The organism is Hymenobacter terrenus (assembly GCF_000972495.1).
Classification (GTDB): domain Bacteria; phylum Bacteroidota; class Bacteroidia; order Cytophagales; family Hymenobacteraceae; genus Hymenobacter; species Hymenobacter terrenus.
In genome coordinates this window covers 139238-155120 of record NZ_LATM01000008.1, presented here as the reverse complement: position 1 = coordinate 155120, position 15883 = coordinate 139238, and the positions used below count along the sequence as shown (strand labels likewise).

The following is a 15883-nucleotide window of genomic DNA, read 5'->3' as shown; positions in this document are numbered from 1 at the left end:
ATGTCAAGCAGTACACTTTCTAAAACTGAATTTTTCACGGGTATCGATACCATTCGCTTTGAAGGGCGTGAGTCGGATAACCCATTGGCCTTTAAATGGTACGATGAGAACCGCGTGGTGGCCGGCAAGACCATGAAGGAGCATCTGCGCTTCGCGGTATCGTACTGGCACACGTTTACCGGCACGGGCGGCGACCCATTCGGTCCCGGCACCAAGCAATTTGCCTGGGACAAGCACCACGAAATTATTGGTCGCGCCAAGGATAAAATGGACGCCGCGTTCGAGTTTTTCACCAAGCTCGGCACGCCCTACTACTGCTTTCACGACATTGACTTGGTGGATGAAGGCCACTCACTGGCCGAGTACGAGCGCAACCTCGCTACCATCATTGACTATGCCAAGGAGCATCAGGCCGCGACTGGCGTAAAGCTGCTCTGGGGCACGGCCAACGTGTTTTCGAACCCGCGCTACATGAATGGCGCCAGCACCAACCCCGACTTTCAGGTGGTGGCCCACGCCGCTACGCAGGTGAAAAATGCCCTGGATGCGACCATCGCGCTGGGCGGCGAGAACTACGTATTCTGGGGTGGCCGCGAAGGCTACATGACCCTGCTGAATACCGACATGAAGCGCGAGCAGGCGCACATGGGCCGCTTCCTGACCATAGCCCGCGACTACGCCCGTCAGCAGGGGTTCACCGGCAAATTCTTCATCGAGCCCAAGCCCGCCGAGCCCACCAAGCACCAGTATGACTTTGATGCTGCGACCGTCATCGGCTTCCTAAAGGAGCACGGCCTGGAAAACGACTTCATGCTGAACCTGGAAGTGAACCACGCCACGCTAGCCGGTCACACCTTTCAGCACGAGCTGCAAGTAGCCGCCGATGCCAACCTGCTCGGTAGCATAGACGCCAACCGCGGCGACTACCAGAACGGCTGGGATACCGACCAGTTTCCCAACAATCTTAATGAGTTGACCGAGTCAATGCTCATCATTCTGGAGCACGGTGGTTTCCAGCATGGCGGTATCAACTTCGACGCTAAAACCCGCCGTAATTCCACCGATTTAGAGGATATTTTCATCGCCCACATCGCTGGTATGGACACCTTCGCCCGCGCCCTGGTGGTGGCCAACGACATCCTGGAAAAGTCGCCCTATCGGAAGTTCCGTAAAGAGCGCTACGCCTCGTTTGATTCTGGTGACGGTGCGGCCTTTGAGAAAGGCCAGCTGACGCTGGAAGACCTGCGCACCATTGCTCATAAATCAGGTGAGCCCACGCCGAAAAGTGGCAAGCAGGAGTGGTTGGAAAGCATTATTAACCAGTATATCTAGGCTGCGTTTCGGCGAGTGGCCTCACCATCTGGCCCCTGTCGGGTACGGCCCTTTCTGCAGGAGAGGGAACCAGTTGAGAACTGAGTTATAAAGCGAAGAGGGGACGATTGAGTGTTAAAAAAGCTGCCTGCCAGCTATTAACACTCAATCGTCCCCTCTTCGCTTTTAAGAGGTTAATTATACGTAAGCGCACAAGGCAGTCATGCTGAGCGCAGTCGAAGCATCTCGCTCGCGTTCGTCCTCACGATTAGGTTAGTAGTGGCAGGCGAGATGCTTCGGCTCCGCTCAGCATGACTGCATTTTTGATACGGGTACTTAGCTGACGCCAAGTTGGGGTGCGCTTACTGCACCAATATCATGGCCGAGCTAGCGAGTACGGGTACGGCTACGCCGCCTGGGTCCATTGTGCCTAGTCCGCTATCGTTAAGCTGGTTGCCGCTGAGTACAACGGTGTATTTACCGGCGGGAATTGGCATGTTAGCGGCGGTGCGGTTGCCGTTGAAGAGCACCACGATGTTCTGCCAGGTGTCGCCGCCGGCGTGGTCTTTTAGGCGGTAGGCGATGGTGCCGGCGGGTTGGTTGGGCAGGAATTCGAGGTGCTGCTGCACCAACTCCGTGGTGGCGAGACGGAAGGCCGGATGAGCGCGGCGCAGCGCAATGAGGCGGCGGTAGAACTCGTACACCGACTCGTAGCGGGCTTTGCGGGCCCAGTCGAGCTGGTTCACGCTGTCGGGCAGGTTGTAGGAGTTGTGGGCGCCGCCCTTAGTACGCAGAAACTCGTCGCCAACGGGCAAAAACGGAATGCCTTGTGAGGTGAAAACGATGGTGTTGCTGAGCAAATCCATCTTAATCAACTCCGCTTCCGAGGCGCCGGGGTTGGCCACGGTGAGCTTGTCCCAGAGTACCCGGTCGTCGTGGCAGGCCACGTAATTGATGGCTTGGCCGGGCGAGTCGGCCCAGGGCGCTTTTGCGTAATTTACTTTGGTATAATCAAGCTGCGGGTGCTGAGTGGCGGCCACGATGCCAAACTTCACGCTTTCCTCTAAGCCAGGCTGGCCGCTGGCGAAGCCGGGCTCGGTTTGGTGAGCGTAGTGGCCCTTCACGCCGTCGCGCAGCTCGTCGCCGAAGGCGGCGATGCGCGGCAGCTTGCTCACGTTGGCCTTCACGGCACGACGCGCTTCGGGCAGGGGTGAGGGGCCGGCGGTCCAGCCCTCGCCGTAGACGATAATGCTATGGTCCTGCTGATCGAGGGCGATGCGCACGGCACGCATGGTTTCAATATCAAGCACGCCCATGAGGTCGAAGCGGAAGCCGTCGGCGTGGTATTCGCGGGCCCAGTATGTCACCGACTCTACAATGAGCTTGCGCGCCATGGGGCGCTCAGAGGCTATTTCGTTGCCGCAGGCGGTGGCATTCGAGAGCGTGCCATCGGGGTTGTGGCGGTAGTAATAGCCGGGCACCAGCTGCTCAAAGGCGCTGCGGCCAGCATCAGCCGTGTGGTTATACACGACGTCGAGCACCACGCGCAGACCCTGGATGTGCAGGTTTTGAACCAGCTGCTTAAACTCGCGGATGCGCACGGTGGGGTTGGCGGCATCGGTGGCGTAGGAGCCTTCGGGCACGGAGTAGTTCAGCGGGTCGTAGCCCCAGTTGTAGCGGTTGGCACTAGCTGGCTGAGTTTCATCAATGGAAGCGAAATCATTGGTGGGCAGCAGGTGAATGTGGGTCAGACCCAATTCCACCAGGTGGTCGAGCCCCGTGCTCACGCCGCCGGGGCCGCGGGTACCCAACTGCGCCACACCCAGAAACTTGCCCTTGTTCCGGATGCCCGACTGGGGATGCATGCTCAAATCGCGCACGTGCACTTCGCCGATGACGACGTCGGTGAGCTGCTTGAGAGCCGGACGGAGGTCTTCGGGCCAACCGGGCGGCTGGGCCGTGGCGGGGTTGAGCACGGCGCCGCGCTGGCCGTTGATGCCGACAGCGTGAGCATACGGGTCGGCTACTTCGGCCATTTTTTTGCCTCCAATCGTGGCTTGCACGGTGTAGAAGCCGGTGGTGCCAGCGGGCAAAGTATAGGTCCAGGTGCCTCCCTCAGCCTTCTTCATAAGGTAGCTCGCCCGGGCCGTACCGCCGGTGCCACTGGCGTAGAGGCGCAGGTGCAGCGCCACTGCGGTAGGGGCCCACACGCGCAGGGTAGCCTGACTACCGCGCCAGGTCAGGCCGAGGTCAGGACCGTTGTAGGTCGGGTATTTGGCGAAGTCGGGGAGGAGGGGCTGGGCAGGAGCGGCGGAAGCAGCAGAAAAAAGCACAAGCAGCAACAGAAGCGGACGAATCATGGCCGCAAGTTCGGGATTTGCCCGGCAAACCAGCGTGGCAACTTCCCTCCTTACCAAGGAGGGGATGTTTCAGCGCCAGCTGAAACAGGGGGGATTCGTTGAACGACACCTGAGCCATACCCGAACGATGAAGAACTGCTCCACAAGCAGTTTCAAAGTCAATGCCTAGGTCGTCAGGCTCTCCTTGTGAGAGGGGCTGGGGGTGAGGTTACCCCACTCGCGCCATACACAACCGCGTTAATACCAGTCGTTCAACGCTCACGACCACCCCAGTTGACGCTTCGCGCCAGCGTTCCCTCCTTGGCAAGGAGGGAACGCTGGCTCTTGCCTAGCGATAGAACCCTGCTCGCCGTCGATAAAATCTTCCTGGCGGTCGGTTTAGCCAATAGTTGGGTGTGGGGTTCCGTTACTTTTGCTTCGATTCCTGCTCCTTCCATGGCTGACCTTACCCCCCGCCGCTACCTCACCCCGCTGATTCACGTGCTGGTGTGGGGGCTGTTCGGGCTTACGTTTTTGCTGTTTCAGCCTCTCACGGGCCGGCTCGTCATGCCCCCGCAGTTCTGGCTGAAGCAGGGGCTGATGTTCACGGTGTGGGTGACTACATTCTACCTCACGGCCCGGGTGAGCGTGCCGCGCCTGCTGTTTCAGGGGCGTACCGAGTGGTTTGTGCTGGCGTTGGTGGGCACCACCGTGGCGGTGGTTCTTTTTAGCAAGTTTCTGGAAATGTCGCTCAACCTACCGGTGCTCATGGACAAGGCCTTTGAGGCTGCTGCTGGCCGGCCCCGGCTCGTGCGAACGGGTGTGCGATTCGACTCTATGGGTCTGCTTACTACCATGTTCGTACTGGGCATCAGCACGAGCATCACAGTGGTGCAGAAGTGGCAGAAGGACGCCCAAATCCGTCAGACACTGGAGCAGCAGCGCGTCAGTTCGGAGCTGTTGGTGCTCAAGGCTCAGATCAACCCGCATTTCTTCTTTAATACTCTCAACAACATTTACGCCCTCACCCTGCTCGACGGCGAGCAGGCCCGCAGCGCCATTCACCGGCTTTCGCGCATGATGCGCTACGTACTCTACGACACGGCCGGGGGCCACACGCTGCTGAGCCAGGAAATAGCCTTTGTGCAAGACTATATCACCCTCATGCAGTTGCGGCTCGACGAGCGGGTGACTGTGACCTTCGAGCGGCCCGAGCCCGTGCGCGACGTGCCCGTGGCTCCTATGCTGCTGCTGCCTTTTCTCGAAAATGCCTTCAAACACGGCGTGGCGGCCACCGAGGCCAGCCGCATTTTTATTGCCCTGCGCCAGCCCGCCCCCGATGTAGTGGAGCTGGAAGTGCGCAACACCCGCTTGGCGCTGCCCTCTACCGACTTGGCCGGTAGCAACGGTATCGGCCTCGCCAACACGCGTCGCCGCCTCGATTTGCTCTACCCCGGCCAGTTCAGTCTATTGGTCGAAGACCACACGCCCGCCAACGAGTTTCGGGTTCACTTAACCTTGCACATCGCATGAGCAGCACTGCTTTGCCGCCTCTCAAAACCATTGCTGTTGATGACGAACCGCTGGCCCTGGGCTTGGTCGCCTCGTTCGTCCAGAAAACGCCCTTTCTGGAGTTAGTAGGGCGGTTCGGAAGCGCCGTCGAAGCCCTGAAGTACCTGCACGAGCACCCCGGAACCGTCGATTTGGCCTTCCTTGATATTCAGATGCAGGAGCTCAACGGCCTGGAACTGGCCCGCGTGCTGGGGCCCACCGGTCCGCGGGTCATCTTCACCACCGCTTTCAGCCAATACGCCCTCGATGGGTACCGCGTCGATGCCATCGATTATCTGGTTAAGCCCTTTAACTATGAAGAGTTTTTGCGAGCCGCCAGTAAGGCCCGCACCTACGCCGAGCTCACCTCGCACCACGCCAGTACCCCCGCTCCCGCTGGTCCCGAAGAAGAGGAATACCTCTTCCTGAAAGCTGAATATCAGCTAGTCCGCGTAGCTCTCAACGATATTCTGTATGTAGAAGGCCTCAAAGATTACGTGAAAGTGCACTTGAAAAGTACGCCGCGGGCCCTGCTATCCCTCATGAGCCTCAAGGCTATGGAAGAGCGACTGCCCACCCGGCGGTTCATGCGCATTCACCGCTCATTCATCGTAGCGCTCGATAAAATTGAGGCTGTGCGCCGCCTCACCGTGCAGATTGGGGCCGTCACCATTCCAGTGGGCGACCAGTACAAAGACGCCTTTCTGCAGTTCCTCAGCCGCTGGACCTGACCTCGCTCTCACCTTTCTTTGCGCGCTATTATATATAGCCCAGCCGGCCTCAATTCTAGTTAGTAGCCAATCTTCACTATGTTTAGCCCGGCCAACTGCCGGTTTCAAACCTTGTTGCTCGGTAAATCATTGTCTAAAGTAGTCCGTCTTACGGTATTATTCGCCACCCATTCTTACCCGCCTCCTGTATTGCAGGGTATCTGGGTGCCTACTTCCTACCTGCTTCTTATTTACCTATGAGCAATTTGACAACCTCTGGGGGCGCCATACTCCCGCGTGAGCAGGACAATTCCTCTGCCTCTCTGCAACTAGGGGTGCTGTGTCTTTCCAGCAGCCTGGGCGGGCTTGAGTTGAATAGTCTCAAATTTGCGAATTGGATGCAGGAACGGGGGTGGCGTGTCACGTTTTTCGCGCCACCCGCCACGCCGCTGGTCCAGTGGGCCAAAGACCGGTCTGTGCCCTTCGAAACCTTGGTAGTGCGCCGTGGCTTGGCCTTGCCGCTCACTGCCTGGACGCTGAAGCAGCAACTGGAGCGCCTGCACATTGAGGTCTTGGTCGTGACGCAAAACAAAGACCTGCCTCTGGCTACTCTGGTGAAGGGCCTGATGGGCGGCCGGCTCCGAATTATCTACCAGCAGCACATGCAGCTGGGGCGTCCCAAGCGCAGCTTCGTGCATACGCTGCGCTTCCGCCTGATAGATGCCTGGCTGACGCCCTTGCCCGGCCTGGGGAGTGAGGTGGCCCGCCTCACCCATTTCGATGTCAGCCGCCTTCATGTGGTGCCGCTGGGCCTGCCCCTGGAGCAATTTACGTCGCCTACTCATACTGCCACCGAGGCCCGTCAGGAGTTGGACCTGCCGCTGCATAGCCGGCTATTGGGCATTCTGGGCCGCTTCGACGATGGCAAGGGCCAGGATTTCGTGATTGACGTGCTGCATCATCTGCGCCGCCAGGCTGGCCACGATGAGGACTACTGGAGCCTCGTTATTATGGGCGAACCCACTCGTAACGAGGGTGAGGCTTACCTGCACCAGCTGCAAACGCAAGTGGCCCGGCTGGGCTTGGAAAAGCACGTTCATTTTCGGGGCTTCCGGGCTGACCCCGCCCTATTCTACCAAGCCATCGACGTCTTTGTATTAGCCTCCGAAAACGAAACGTATGGCATGGTCACCCTCGAAGCCCTGGCCTCCGGGGTGCCGGTGGTGGCATCTGCCTCCGGCGGCACCGTGGAGCTGGTGCAGCACGACCAAACGGGCCTGCTCTATCCGCTGCGCGACGTAGCCGCCTGCGCCCAGGCCGTGCGCCTCACCTTCGACGAGCCTGCCGCCACCCGGCAGCGAGTGGAGCGTGCCCAGCGGGAGTGTTGGCACTACTCGCACCATCGTCAATGCGCCCTCACCGAAGACGTGATTCGCGCTCTGGTACCTATTCCAACCGACGTGCCCAAAACGGCGTTGCTGCAGCCTGCACAGTCCATAGCCGTCAACTCAGCCAGTAGACAGAAGTAGTGGATGAAAGTCGGCTTTCGGTCGAAGTATTCGGAATATTGGTTAGTATGCCAGCACCACGCTCTTTCTGTCCAGTATATTGTAAACAGTGGTCTGGTAAGCAGAGTAATACTCCGGTTTTCAGGCCTATGGTTTCCTCCGCGATACAATACGGCTAGCTTCGACGTCGCAGATGCTGTTCGCCCTCTAATTCATTATTAAGTCCTGTCATTCTTAGCCGGTTTCGCTCCCTGGCCGTGGCCATCCACCCAGCGGTTTGTCGCCGCTGGCAGCAGCGTCCAGTTCGGCCGTCGGTGCGGAATGGCAGGCACAATATTTCTTTTTGATGTGTAGGCCAGGACTATTTGGCTGGTAACTAGGTTAGTGCCTGCTTCTTCCTATCGGTGTTTCTGCTCTAAACTTCTGTCCGCCAGGGTACCCTGGCTTTCTGTTACGCCATACTTGGAATGCGCCATTCACTGCTCATCAAAGGTCGGGAGATTATCAGGTAGCATTAGTGCCACAGCCATTCGCTATTCGGTTTTGCCGCGATGAAGGCGTCCCCCAACCAGTGTTTGTGCAGTGCCAAACCCATCCCGCGCGCTATTGATGAAACGAGCATCTTCTTTTTGAAGCTTCGCATCAGTACGGCTAGTAGGTAGCCATTTTTCAAGAAGGACTAACGAGATTGAACTCGCCTTATAAAAGAGCCCTCACTTAAGGAAGGTTCTTTTCTCATTCATATTATACAAAGAGTCGATGTATTAGCAACTTGGTTCTACTAGAAGGGGCACGCCAGTTCTTGTGTATGAAAAAATATAACTAATTGTTTAAAAAAAATAGTTATATAAGCATTGTTTTCTCATTTAAAGCTTCAGTTTAATTCGCAAAAGGCAGATTGTGCGGGCATATAATGATTTAATAATCCTTTTGATGGCGGAATCCAAGACTCTCTGTATATCTTTACACTCGACGTGTCTACTCCACGGCAATTTTGGTAAACCCCTTAACAGCCGTTTTTTATGTCATCCCTTATTACCCGTTTTTCCACCACAGTCAGTCGTAGCACGGCGTTGCTGCTGATATTACTGTTGCCTCTGCTTGGGTGGGGACAGACGACGATTTTTAATTTGCCTGGTGGCGGCTCGTTGCCTACAGGCTGGACAGGGGATAATAACAATATAGCTCAACCTATTGATAAAGACAGCTATTATCTTCTTGAAACTAACCCGACTGACATTATTACGACTTCCGATTACGACTTGTCATCGTTCTCATCGGCAACCTTTACGGTCGATGTAGCCACATTCGGAACAGGAGGAAATAATCCGGCTAACATTGAAATCTCATTTAACGGAGGTGCTAGCTATACTCAAACTGCTACTTCTGCCACGCCTACTGCTGCTAGCCCTTACGTTACAACCACAAGCATCCCCTTATCAGGTATAAGCAACCAAGTACGCCTTCGAATTTCTAATGATGGCGCTACAGGACGTGGCGTCAGACTACAAAATCTTAAACTGGTTGCTTCGGCATCCTCTGCCACTATCATGGCTACGGGGATTGCTCCAGCTACTGTGTGCGCTGGTAGTATCACAACCGTTAATTTCAGCTACACAGGGAGCCCTAGCGGAATAACAGCGGTGCTGTCTAATGCTTCGGGCAGCTTTGCCAGCGGTACCACGCCACTTGCTGGCACCGCAACTTTTAGCGGCGGTACCGGGACTTTTCCGGCGGCTATTCCAGCTACTATAGCTGGTGGTAGCGGATATGCGCTCCGCATAAATGCTGCTAGCGTAACGGGGACTGGCGACCAAGCCGTAACAGTAAACAATGTTGCTATTGCACCAACTGCCGTTCAGAATATCCTAATCAACACCAACGGCACCACCCTAATCGCTACCGACGCCCCCGCCGCGAACGTGACCGGCCGGGAGTGGTTCTACGGCACTGCTTCAGGCTCTCACCCTACCGCTACCGGCATAACTGCCACCTCCTACATCCCCAATTTTGCCACCGTTGGTACTTACTACGTAGTTGTAAAAACCACGTTTGCCAGCTGCGGCCCGGTCACCAGCAACGAAGTTCGGGTTAACGTCACTGCCCCGTTGCCTGTTATCACCACGGGCACTATTTCGCCTGCTACCATCGTAGCTGGCAACGATGTCACGGTAGCCTACAGCACTACCGGCACCTTTGACCCTACCAATATCTTCACGGCCCTGCTCTCCAACGCGGCAGGGAGTTTCACCAGCGGGACCACGGTGTTGGCTACCACGGCTTCGGGCAGCAGCTCACTCACCGTTACTATCCCTACCACTACCGCACTCGGTGCTACTTACCGAATTCGGGTAAATGCCAGCAGCCCCGCAGCCACGGGTTCGAACTCTACAAACGCGCTGACTGTAACGGCCCCTCCGACCTTGTTGGTCTATAACTTTACTTCGGGTGCCAGTCCTTCTACTCAGGATGCTAATGTTGTAGGAACTTCCTTCGCCCGAGTTGGAGTGAATCCTAATGCGGGTGGTGGTCGATTTAACTCAAGGGACTGGCCTGTTTCTACCGCAGTAGACCTTGGAAAATACGTCTCTTTTAGCCTCACCCCCAACAGTGGCTACGAAGCGACCCTAACTGGGCTGAGCTTCGTAAACCAGCGTTCCGGCACAGGACCTACGGCCTTTGAAGTACGGTCGAGCGCCGATGGCTACGCCGCTCCTTTACTGACAGGAGCCGTCACGGGAACCACAGCCAATGCGCCCACAACCATTGCTTTGTCAGGCGCCGGATTCAGCAACGTTTCCGCTCTAGCGGGCATTACCTTCCGCATTTATGCTTACGATGCCACTTCTGGTGGTGGCACTTACAGCGTCGATGACGTGAGCCTATTCGGTACGGCAACCAGCCTGCCATTAGCGCCCGAGCCCACTGTGCAGCCTACGGTCACGGCCACTTCGGTCACGGCTAGCTCCGTGCTGCTGACACTGAGTGGTGGCAACGGTGTCAAGCGCCTCGTGGTGCTGCGGCCCACCGCCACCACAGCAGTAGCTCCCACGGATGGGATTACCTATTCGGCCAATACAGCCTATGGCACTACCACCGGCACCAACCCCACCACGGGCGTTAGCAACTTTGTAGTAGTGGCTGATGGTAGCACCTCTACCGTTACTGTCACCGGCCTAGCGGGCAGCACTGGCTACACCGCCGAAGCCTATGCCTACAACGATAATGCCGCGTCGGGCCTGGAAAACTACCTGACCTCCAGCCCCGGCAACGATGCATTTACCACGCTGCCCGCCGGCCCGACTACCTACGTTTGGAATGGGTCGGGCACGAGCTATGCCGCCGCCACCAGCTGGACACCCACCCGCGTTCTGCCCGCCCCCACCGACGTGCTGGTATTCGACGCGGCTCTTGGGACCCCTGCTGTCACCACGGCCTCTTTGAATTACGCGACTGCCGAAACTATCAGGCAGCTCATCTTCCGCAACGGTGTCACCGTGACTTTTGGCACCGACGCCACCCGCACCCTGACCCTAGACGGCAATGCCTTTGGCGACGACTTTGTAATAGACGCCACCTCCTCCCTGACCGTGACCAACACTGACGTGACAGCCAGTCAGGGGCTTACCATCAGCCTAGCCAGCGCTGAAACTGCCGTCATCAGCGGAACCCTCATCTTCGGTGGCAATGCCAGTGCTAGTGGGCGACACAGCCTCATCAGCGCCGCAGCCAACAGCAATGCCATTGAGTTCCGCTCGGGGGCCCGTTTTCAGGCTGCGCCGCAGTTCGATGGCTCCCCCAATAGCTCGGCGTTTGGGACTACTACCGGTACTGCGGGCTCGCCCTTATCGGTTGTGTTTCGCAATGGAGCTACCTACGAGCACAGTGGCGGCAGCAATCCATTCGGCCTACCGGAACCGAGTTCTTTCGTGACTTTTGAGCCACAGAGCCGCTACTTGTTCAACGCCATCACGGGCCAACCAGCTTTAAGCGGCCGTACGTATGGCATTTTTGAGTACAATTCGACGAGTAATTTTACCGCAACCGGTGGCAGCCCACTGGTTATCCTGGGCAACTTGCTCATCGATCAGGGCGCGGTTACCCTAAACTTGACTGGCGGGGTAAATATCGCGGGCAATGTGCAAGTGAGTGGCAGCAGCAGTTTGTTGTACAATCCAGGCGCGCCTTCGGCTAGCAATACCGGCTACACCATCCAAGGTAATCTGCTGGTGAATGGTAGTGCAACGTTTACCTTCTCGCCAAGCAGTACTACTACGCCACCTTTGCAGTTTAACGGCACCACGGCCCAAAGCATTGGTGGGACGGCTGGTAGCGCTGCTGTCACGTTCGGCGATAACGGCCGCCTGCAACTCAACAACCCCACCGGTGTAACGCTGCTCCGGCCCCTCACCGTGAAACGGGAACTGCAGCTGACCAGCGGCGTACTCACCACCAGCATGGTCAATCTGCTCACTGTCTCTACTAATCCATCTGGCTACGCCACCATCAGTGGTGGCAGTAGCACCAGCTTCGTGAATGGTCCGGTCGCTCGCACCTCAGTGGGTGGAGCCGTTGCCGGCCTTCTATTCCCAGTAGGCAAAGGCACCGCTTACCGGCCTCTCACGCTTGATATTACATCGGGCAGCGCTACAACTTACGTGGCCGAGCAGTTTGATACGCCCCCGGCCCAAAACCTGACTACCGGCGACCCAAGTGGTACCGACTTGCTGCGCGTTTCATCCCGCCGCTTCTTCAGCCTGCAGCCCTTGGGTGGGGTTGCGCCTTCAGGCTTCGGCGGCACCGTAACGCTGAGCTTTGGCCCCGATGACCTTGTGAACAACCCCGCCGACGCGGGCCTAGTGGTGGCTAACCGCAGTAGTGCTTCCGATTCGTGGCGCAACTTATCTCGCAGCGGTAATGGCCCTGGCACCCAAGCCGGCACCGGCGCCGGGGGGGCGCCCGTCAGTGGCTCACTCATTTCGGCACCACTCAATCCTTTCGTCACCTTTTTTGAGTTTACCCTGGGCGCTACTAATAGCAACAACATCTTCGGTGGGGCCGTCAACCCACTGCCCGTGCAACTCACCAGCTTCAGCGCCCAGCGCCAGGATGGTAATATAGTGGCCGTGAAGTGGACTACCGCCAGCGAGAAAAACAGCGCCCATTTCGACGTGCAGCGCAGCTTCGATGGCCGTAAATTCACCACCGTAGCTACAGTCGCAGCCCAGGGCAGCAGCACGCAGCCCACCGTCTATTCTTCCCTCGATAAAGCAGCTCCCGCCGCTAAGCTCTACTACCGCCTGCAGCAGGTAGACCGCGACGGCACCGTAGCCTACTCGCCCGTGGCGACGGTAGCAGACAATGGCAGCACAGTTAAGGTGTTACTTTACCCTAACCCAGCCCGCAGCAGCATCAATTTCCTGGCCGAGACGGCCACGCCCTACCGCGTAATCAACCAGTTGGGCCAGCCCCTACTGCACGGAACTATCGAACCCGGCACCGCCACCTTGGCAATTGACACCCTTATCCCCGGCCTTTACTTCCTCGAATTACAAACTGCCACCGGCCGCGTCGTGCAAAAGTTCGAGAAGGAGTAACGTGAACTACGGATTCGCTCGGATTTTGTAGGCGACATCGTAAAGCAAAAGGCCACCCAATTAGGTGGCCTTTTGCTTTCTTGACTAGGTTCGTGTGGCAGGAATGAGCCGTACACAAAATCTGGCTATTCGAGTATTCCGTGGGTCAGACGGAGAAGCTTTCGCCGCAGCCACACTCACGGGAGGCGTTGGGATTGTTGAACTGGAAACCCTTGCCATTGAGGCCGTCGGAGAAATCTAGTTCGGTGCCAGCCAGGTAAAGGAAGCTCTTCATGTCAACTACCACGCGCACGCCCTTGTCCTCAAACTCCTGGTCCATGGGCCGCACCTCATTGTCGAAATCCAGCTTGTAGCTCAGGCCGGAGCAGCCGCCGCCGGCTACCGAGGCACGCAGGCGATAGGTATCGTCAAGGTGCGCGTCGTGCATGAGACGCGTCACTTTTTCTTTGGCTTTATCAGATACGGTAATCATGGTTTTATTAAGCTTTAGCCAACAGCTAGTAACTATTGGCTTACTGCAAAAAAGCTGGAAATAAAAAGCTAACAGCTAATACCTAACAGCTATCTACGACGAAGGATTCAGGACTACGCTGAATACGGTTATGGTGTTGAGGTCGCGGCCGAAATAGAGTTTGTCTAGTGCTTCGTAGGCGTTGTGTGCCCGGAAGTAGGAGGTATGCAGCTCCTTATCGCCGCGCGTCCGCCATTGCAGAGTGAAAGAGCTTTCGTTGTCACGGTAGCGCCGCACGTAATCCAGCATTTTGCGCAGGCATTCCACTTGGTCGTGGCCGGTTTCGTAACGAAACAGAAAGCTCTGCTGGTGCCGCGGGTTCACAGTAATCAAATCCAGCCGTGTCTGCTCGTTCAGTTGCCAGAAGTCAAACCGGAGTTCCGCGCCCTGCGGGCCAAAATGCAACTCGATTTCGCGCTGCAAGCGGGCCGCCTCGAATTCGTCGGTCATGTAGCAATGAAAAATGAGAAACGAAGAATGAGGAATTAAAGAACGCCACTTGGGCAATTCTTCACTCCTCTTTTTCATTCCTCATCCAAAAACTAGTGGTGCGCCAACTCTAAGGCGGGCAGTCCGTTTTTCACGCGGTAGTCCGAGATGGCCGACTTGATAGCATCTTCTGCCAGCACTGAACAGTGAATCTTCACTGGCGGCAAGGCCAGCTCTTCCACAATCTCCATGTTGTCGATGGCCAGGGCCTCATCAATGGATTTGCCCTTCAGCCACTCCGTAGCGAGCGACGACGACGCAATGGCCGAGCCGCAGCCGAAGGTTTTGAATTTGGCATCGGTGATGGTGTTGGTTGCTTCGTCCACCTCGATTTGCAGGCGCATTACGTCGCCACACTCCGGTGCGCCCACGAGGCCGGTGCCTACGTTCTTTTTACTTTTGTCCAGCGTGCCCACGTTGCGGGGGTTGCTGTAGTGGTCGATTACTTTATCTGAGTAAGCCATTTTCGCTTGAATTATGAATTATGAGTCTTGAATTATGAACTACAAACCTGGGAAATGAGGCGTCAACTCGTTAAAGCAGCACGAAACTCATAATTTGTAATTCACAATTAGTTTCTAGTGTTCCGCCCACTCGATTTTGCTCAAATCGACACCCTCTTTGAACATTTCCCATAGCGGGGACATTTCGCGGAGCTTGGTTACGGCTTCTTTTACGTGATTAATAGCGTAATCGATTTGCTCGTCGGTGGTGAAACGGCTTAAACCGAAACGCAGCGAGGAGTGAGCCAAATCGTCGCTCAGACCCAGGGCCTTAAGCACATAGCTGGGTTCCAGCGAAGCCGAGGTACAGGCCGAGCCCGACGACACTGCCAGGTCTTTCACCCCCATCATCAGGCCTTCGCCTTCCACATACTTGAAGCTGATATTGGTTACGTGCGGCAGGCGGTGCTCCCGCGAACCATTGACGTAACTTTCTTCCAGCGTGAGCAGCTCGCGCTCCAGCCGGTCGCGCATGGCGCTCAGACGGGCACTGTCAGCGTCCATTTCGAGGCGGGCCAACTCGCAGGCTTTGCCCAGACCCACGATGCCGGGTACGTTGAGCGTGCCGGAGCGCATGCCGCGCTCGTGGCCGCCACCGTCCATCTGAGCCGTTACTTTCACCCTAGGATTCTTGCGCCGCACGTATAGCGCACCTACACCCTTAGGACCGTAGAGCTTATGAGCCGTGAAGGCCATGATGTCGATGCCATCGGCGATGACGTCTACTGGAATCTTACCGACGGCTTGGGTGCCATCAGTCATGAAGAGGGCGCCGTGCTTGTGGGCGATTTTAGCAATTTCGCGGATAGGCTGAATGGTGCCTGTCTCATTGTTGCCATACATGATAGTGACTAGGATAGTCTCCGGGGTCATGGCGGCTTCCAGCTCTTCGAGGCTGATGAGGCCTTGCTCATTCACCGGCAGGTAGGTGACGCGGCCCCCCAGCTTCTCGATGTGTTTACAGGTATCAAGCACGGCTTTGTGCTCGGTGGTGGCGGTGATGATGTGGTTGCCTTTCTGGCTATACATCTCGAATACACCCTTGATACCGAGGTTGTCCGACTCGGTAGCACCCGAAGTGAAGATAATTTCCTTCGAATCGCAGTTGATGAGCTTGGCAATTTGCTCCCGCGCATAGTCCACTGCTTCCTCCGCAGCCCAACCGAACGGATGGTTGCGCGAAGCAGCGTTGCCGAATACTTCGGTCAGATAAGGCATCATCGCCTCCAGTACCCGCGGGTCGAGGGGCGTGGTGGCATTGTTATCGAGATAAATGGGGAGCTTAAGCATTGCGCGCAGCGGTAAAGCAGAATGGTAAACCAGCAAATAACTAGTCCCCCGTAGAACACGGTTACGGGGCAATC

10 protein-coding genes are annotated in these 15883 nt (G+C 56.8%); 5 read left to right on the top strand and 5 right to left on the bottom strand.

The features are described from left to right. Entirely contained in the window at nt 1-1332 is a 1332-nt protein-coding gene (gene xylA, locus WX88_RS12735) for a xylose isomerase (RefSeq protein ID WP_046244764.1), read from the top strand. 341 nt (nt 1333-1673) lie between these two features. On the opposite strand, the gene pulA is transcribed toward xylA, so the two are convergent. Further along, entirely contained in the window at nt 1674-3671 is a 1998-nt protein-coding gene (gene pulA, locus WX88_RS12730; RefSeq protein WP_046244763.1) for a type I pullulanase, read from the bottom strand. Nucleotides 3672-4106: 435 nt separating this feature from the next. On the opposite strand from pulA, the gene WX88_RS12725 reads away from it, so the two are divergent. The 4 genes from WX88_RS12725 to WX88_RS12710 all read left to right on the top strand — a co-directional run bounded on the left by WX88_RS12725 (nt 4107) and on the right by WX88_RS12710 (nt 13016). Next, nucleotides 4107-5183 (top strand): sensor histidine kinase, encoded by a 1077-nt coding sequence (locus WX88_RS12725; protein WP_046244762.1) that lies wholly within the window; start codon nt 4107-4109, stop codon nt 5181-5183. After that, nucleotides 5180-5932: a LytR/AlgR family response regulator transcription factor gene (locus WX88_RS12720; RefSeq protein WP_046244761.1), complete on the top strand. Its 753-nt coding sequence runs from the start codon at nt 5180-5182 to the stop codon at nt 5930-5932. The genes WX88_RS12725 and WX88_RS12720 overlap by 4 nt, the downstream gene beginning before the upstream one ends. A 236-nt stretch (nt 5933-6168) precedes the next feature. Next, nucleotides 6169-7440 (top strand): glycosyltransferase family 4 protein, encoded by a 1272-nt coding sequence (locus WX88_RS12715; protein ID WP_082116008.1) that lies wholly within the window; start codon nt 6169-6171, stop codon nt 7438-7440. A 1529-nt stretch (nt 7441-8969) separates the two neighbouring features. Beyond that, a complete protein-coding gene (locus WX88_RS12710) occupies nt 8970-13016 on the top strand; it encodes a T9SS type A sorting domain-containing protein (RefSeq protein ID WP_197076771.1) in 4047 nt (1348 codons plus the stop codon). 145 nt (nt 13017-13161) lie between these two features. Here WX88_RS12710 and WX88_RS12705 read toward each other — a convergent pair whose 3' ends face one another. The 4 genes from WX88_RS12705 to WX88_RS12690 all read right to left on the bottom strand — a co-directional run bounded on the left by WX88_RS12705 (nt 13162) and on the right by WX88_RS12690 (nt 15809). After that, nucleotides 13162-13488: a HesB/IscA family protein gene (locus WX88_RS12705; protein WP_046244758.1), complete on the bottom strand. Its 327-nt coding sequence runs from the start codon at nt 13486-13488 to the stop codon at nt 13162-13164. 93 nt (nt 13489-13581) lie between these two features. Beyond that, the gene (locus WX88_RS12700; RefSeq protein WP_046244757.1) at nt 13582-13977 is read right to left on the bottom strand and encodes a hypothetical protein; all 396 of its coding nucleotides are present in this window, start codon (nt 13975-13977) and stop codon (nt 13582-13584) included. A 92-nt stretch (nt 13978-14069) separates the two neighbouring features. Continuing rightward, nucleotides 14070-14480, bottom strand: coding sequence for a Fe-S cluster assembly scaffold IscU (iscU, locus tag WX88_RS12695; RefSeq protein WP_046244756.1), 411 nt, complete (start codon nt 14478-14480; stop codon nt 14070-14072). 114 nt (nt 14481-14594) lie between these two features. Then, a complete protein-coding gene (locus tag WX88_RS12690) occupies nt 14595-15809 on the bottom strand; it encodes an IscS subfamily cysteine desulfurase (protein ID WP_046244755.1) in 1215 nt (404 codons plus the stop codon). Between the last annotated feature and the right edge of the window lie 74 nt (nt 15810-15883).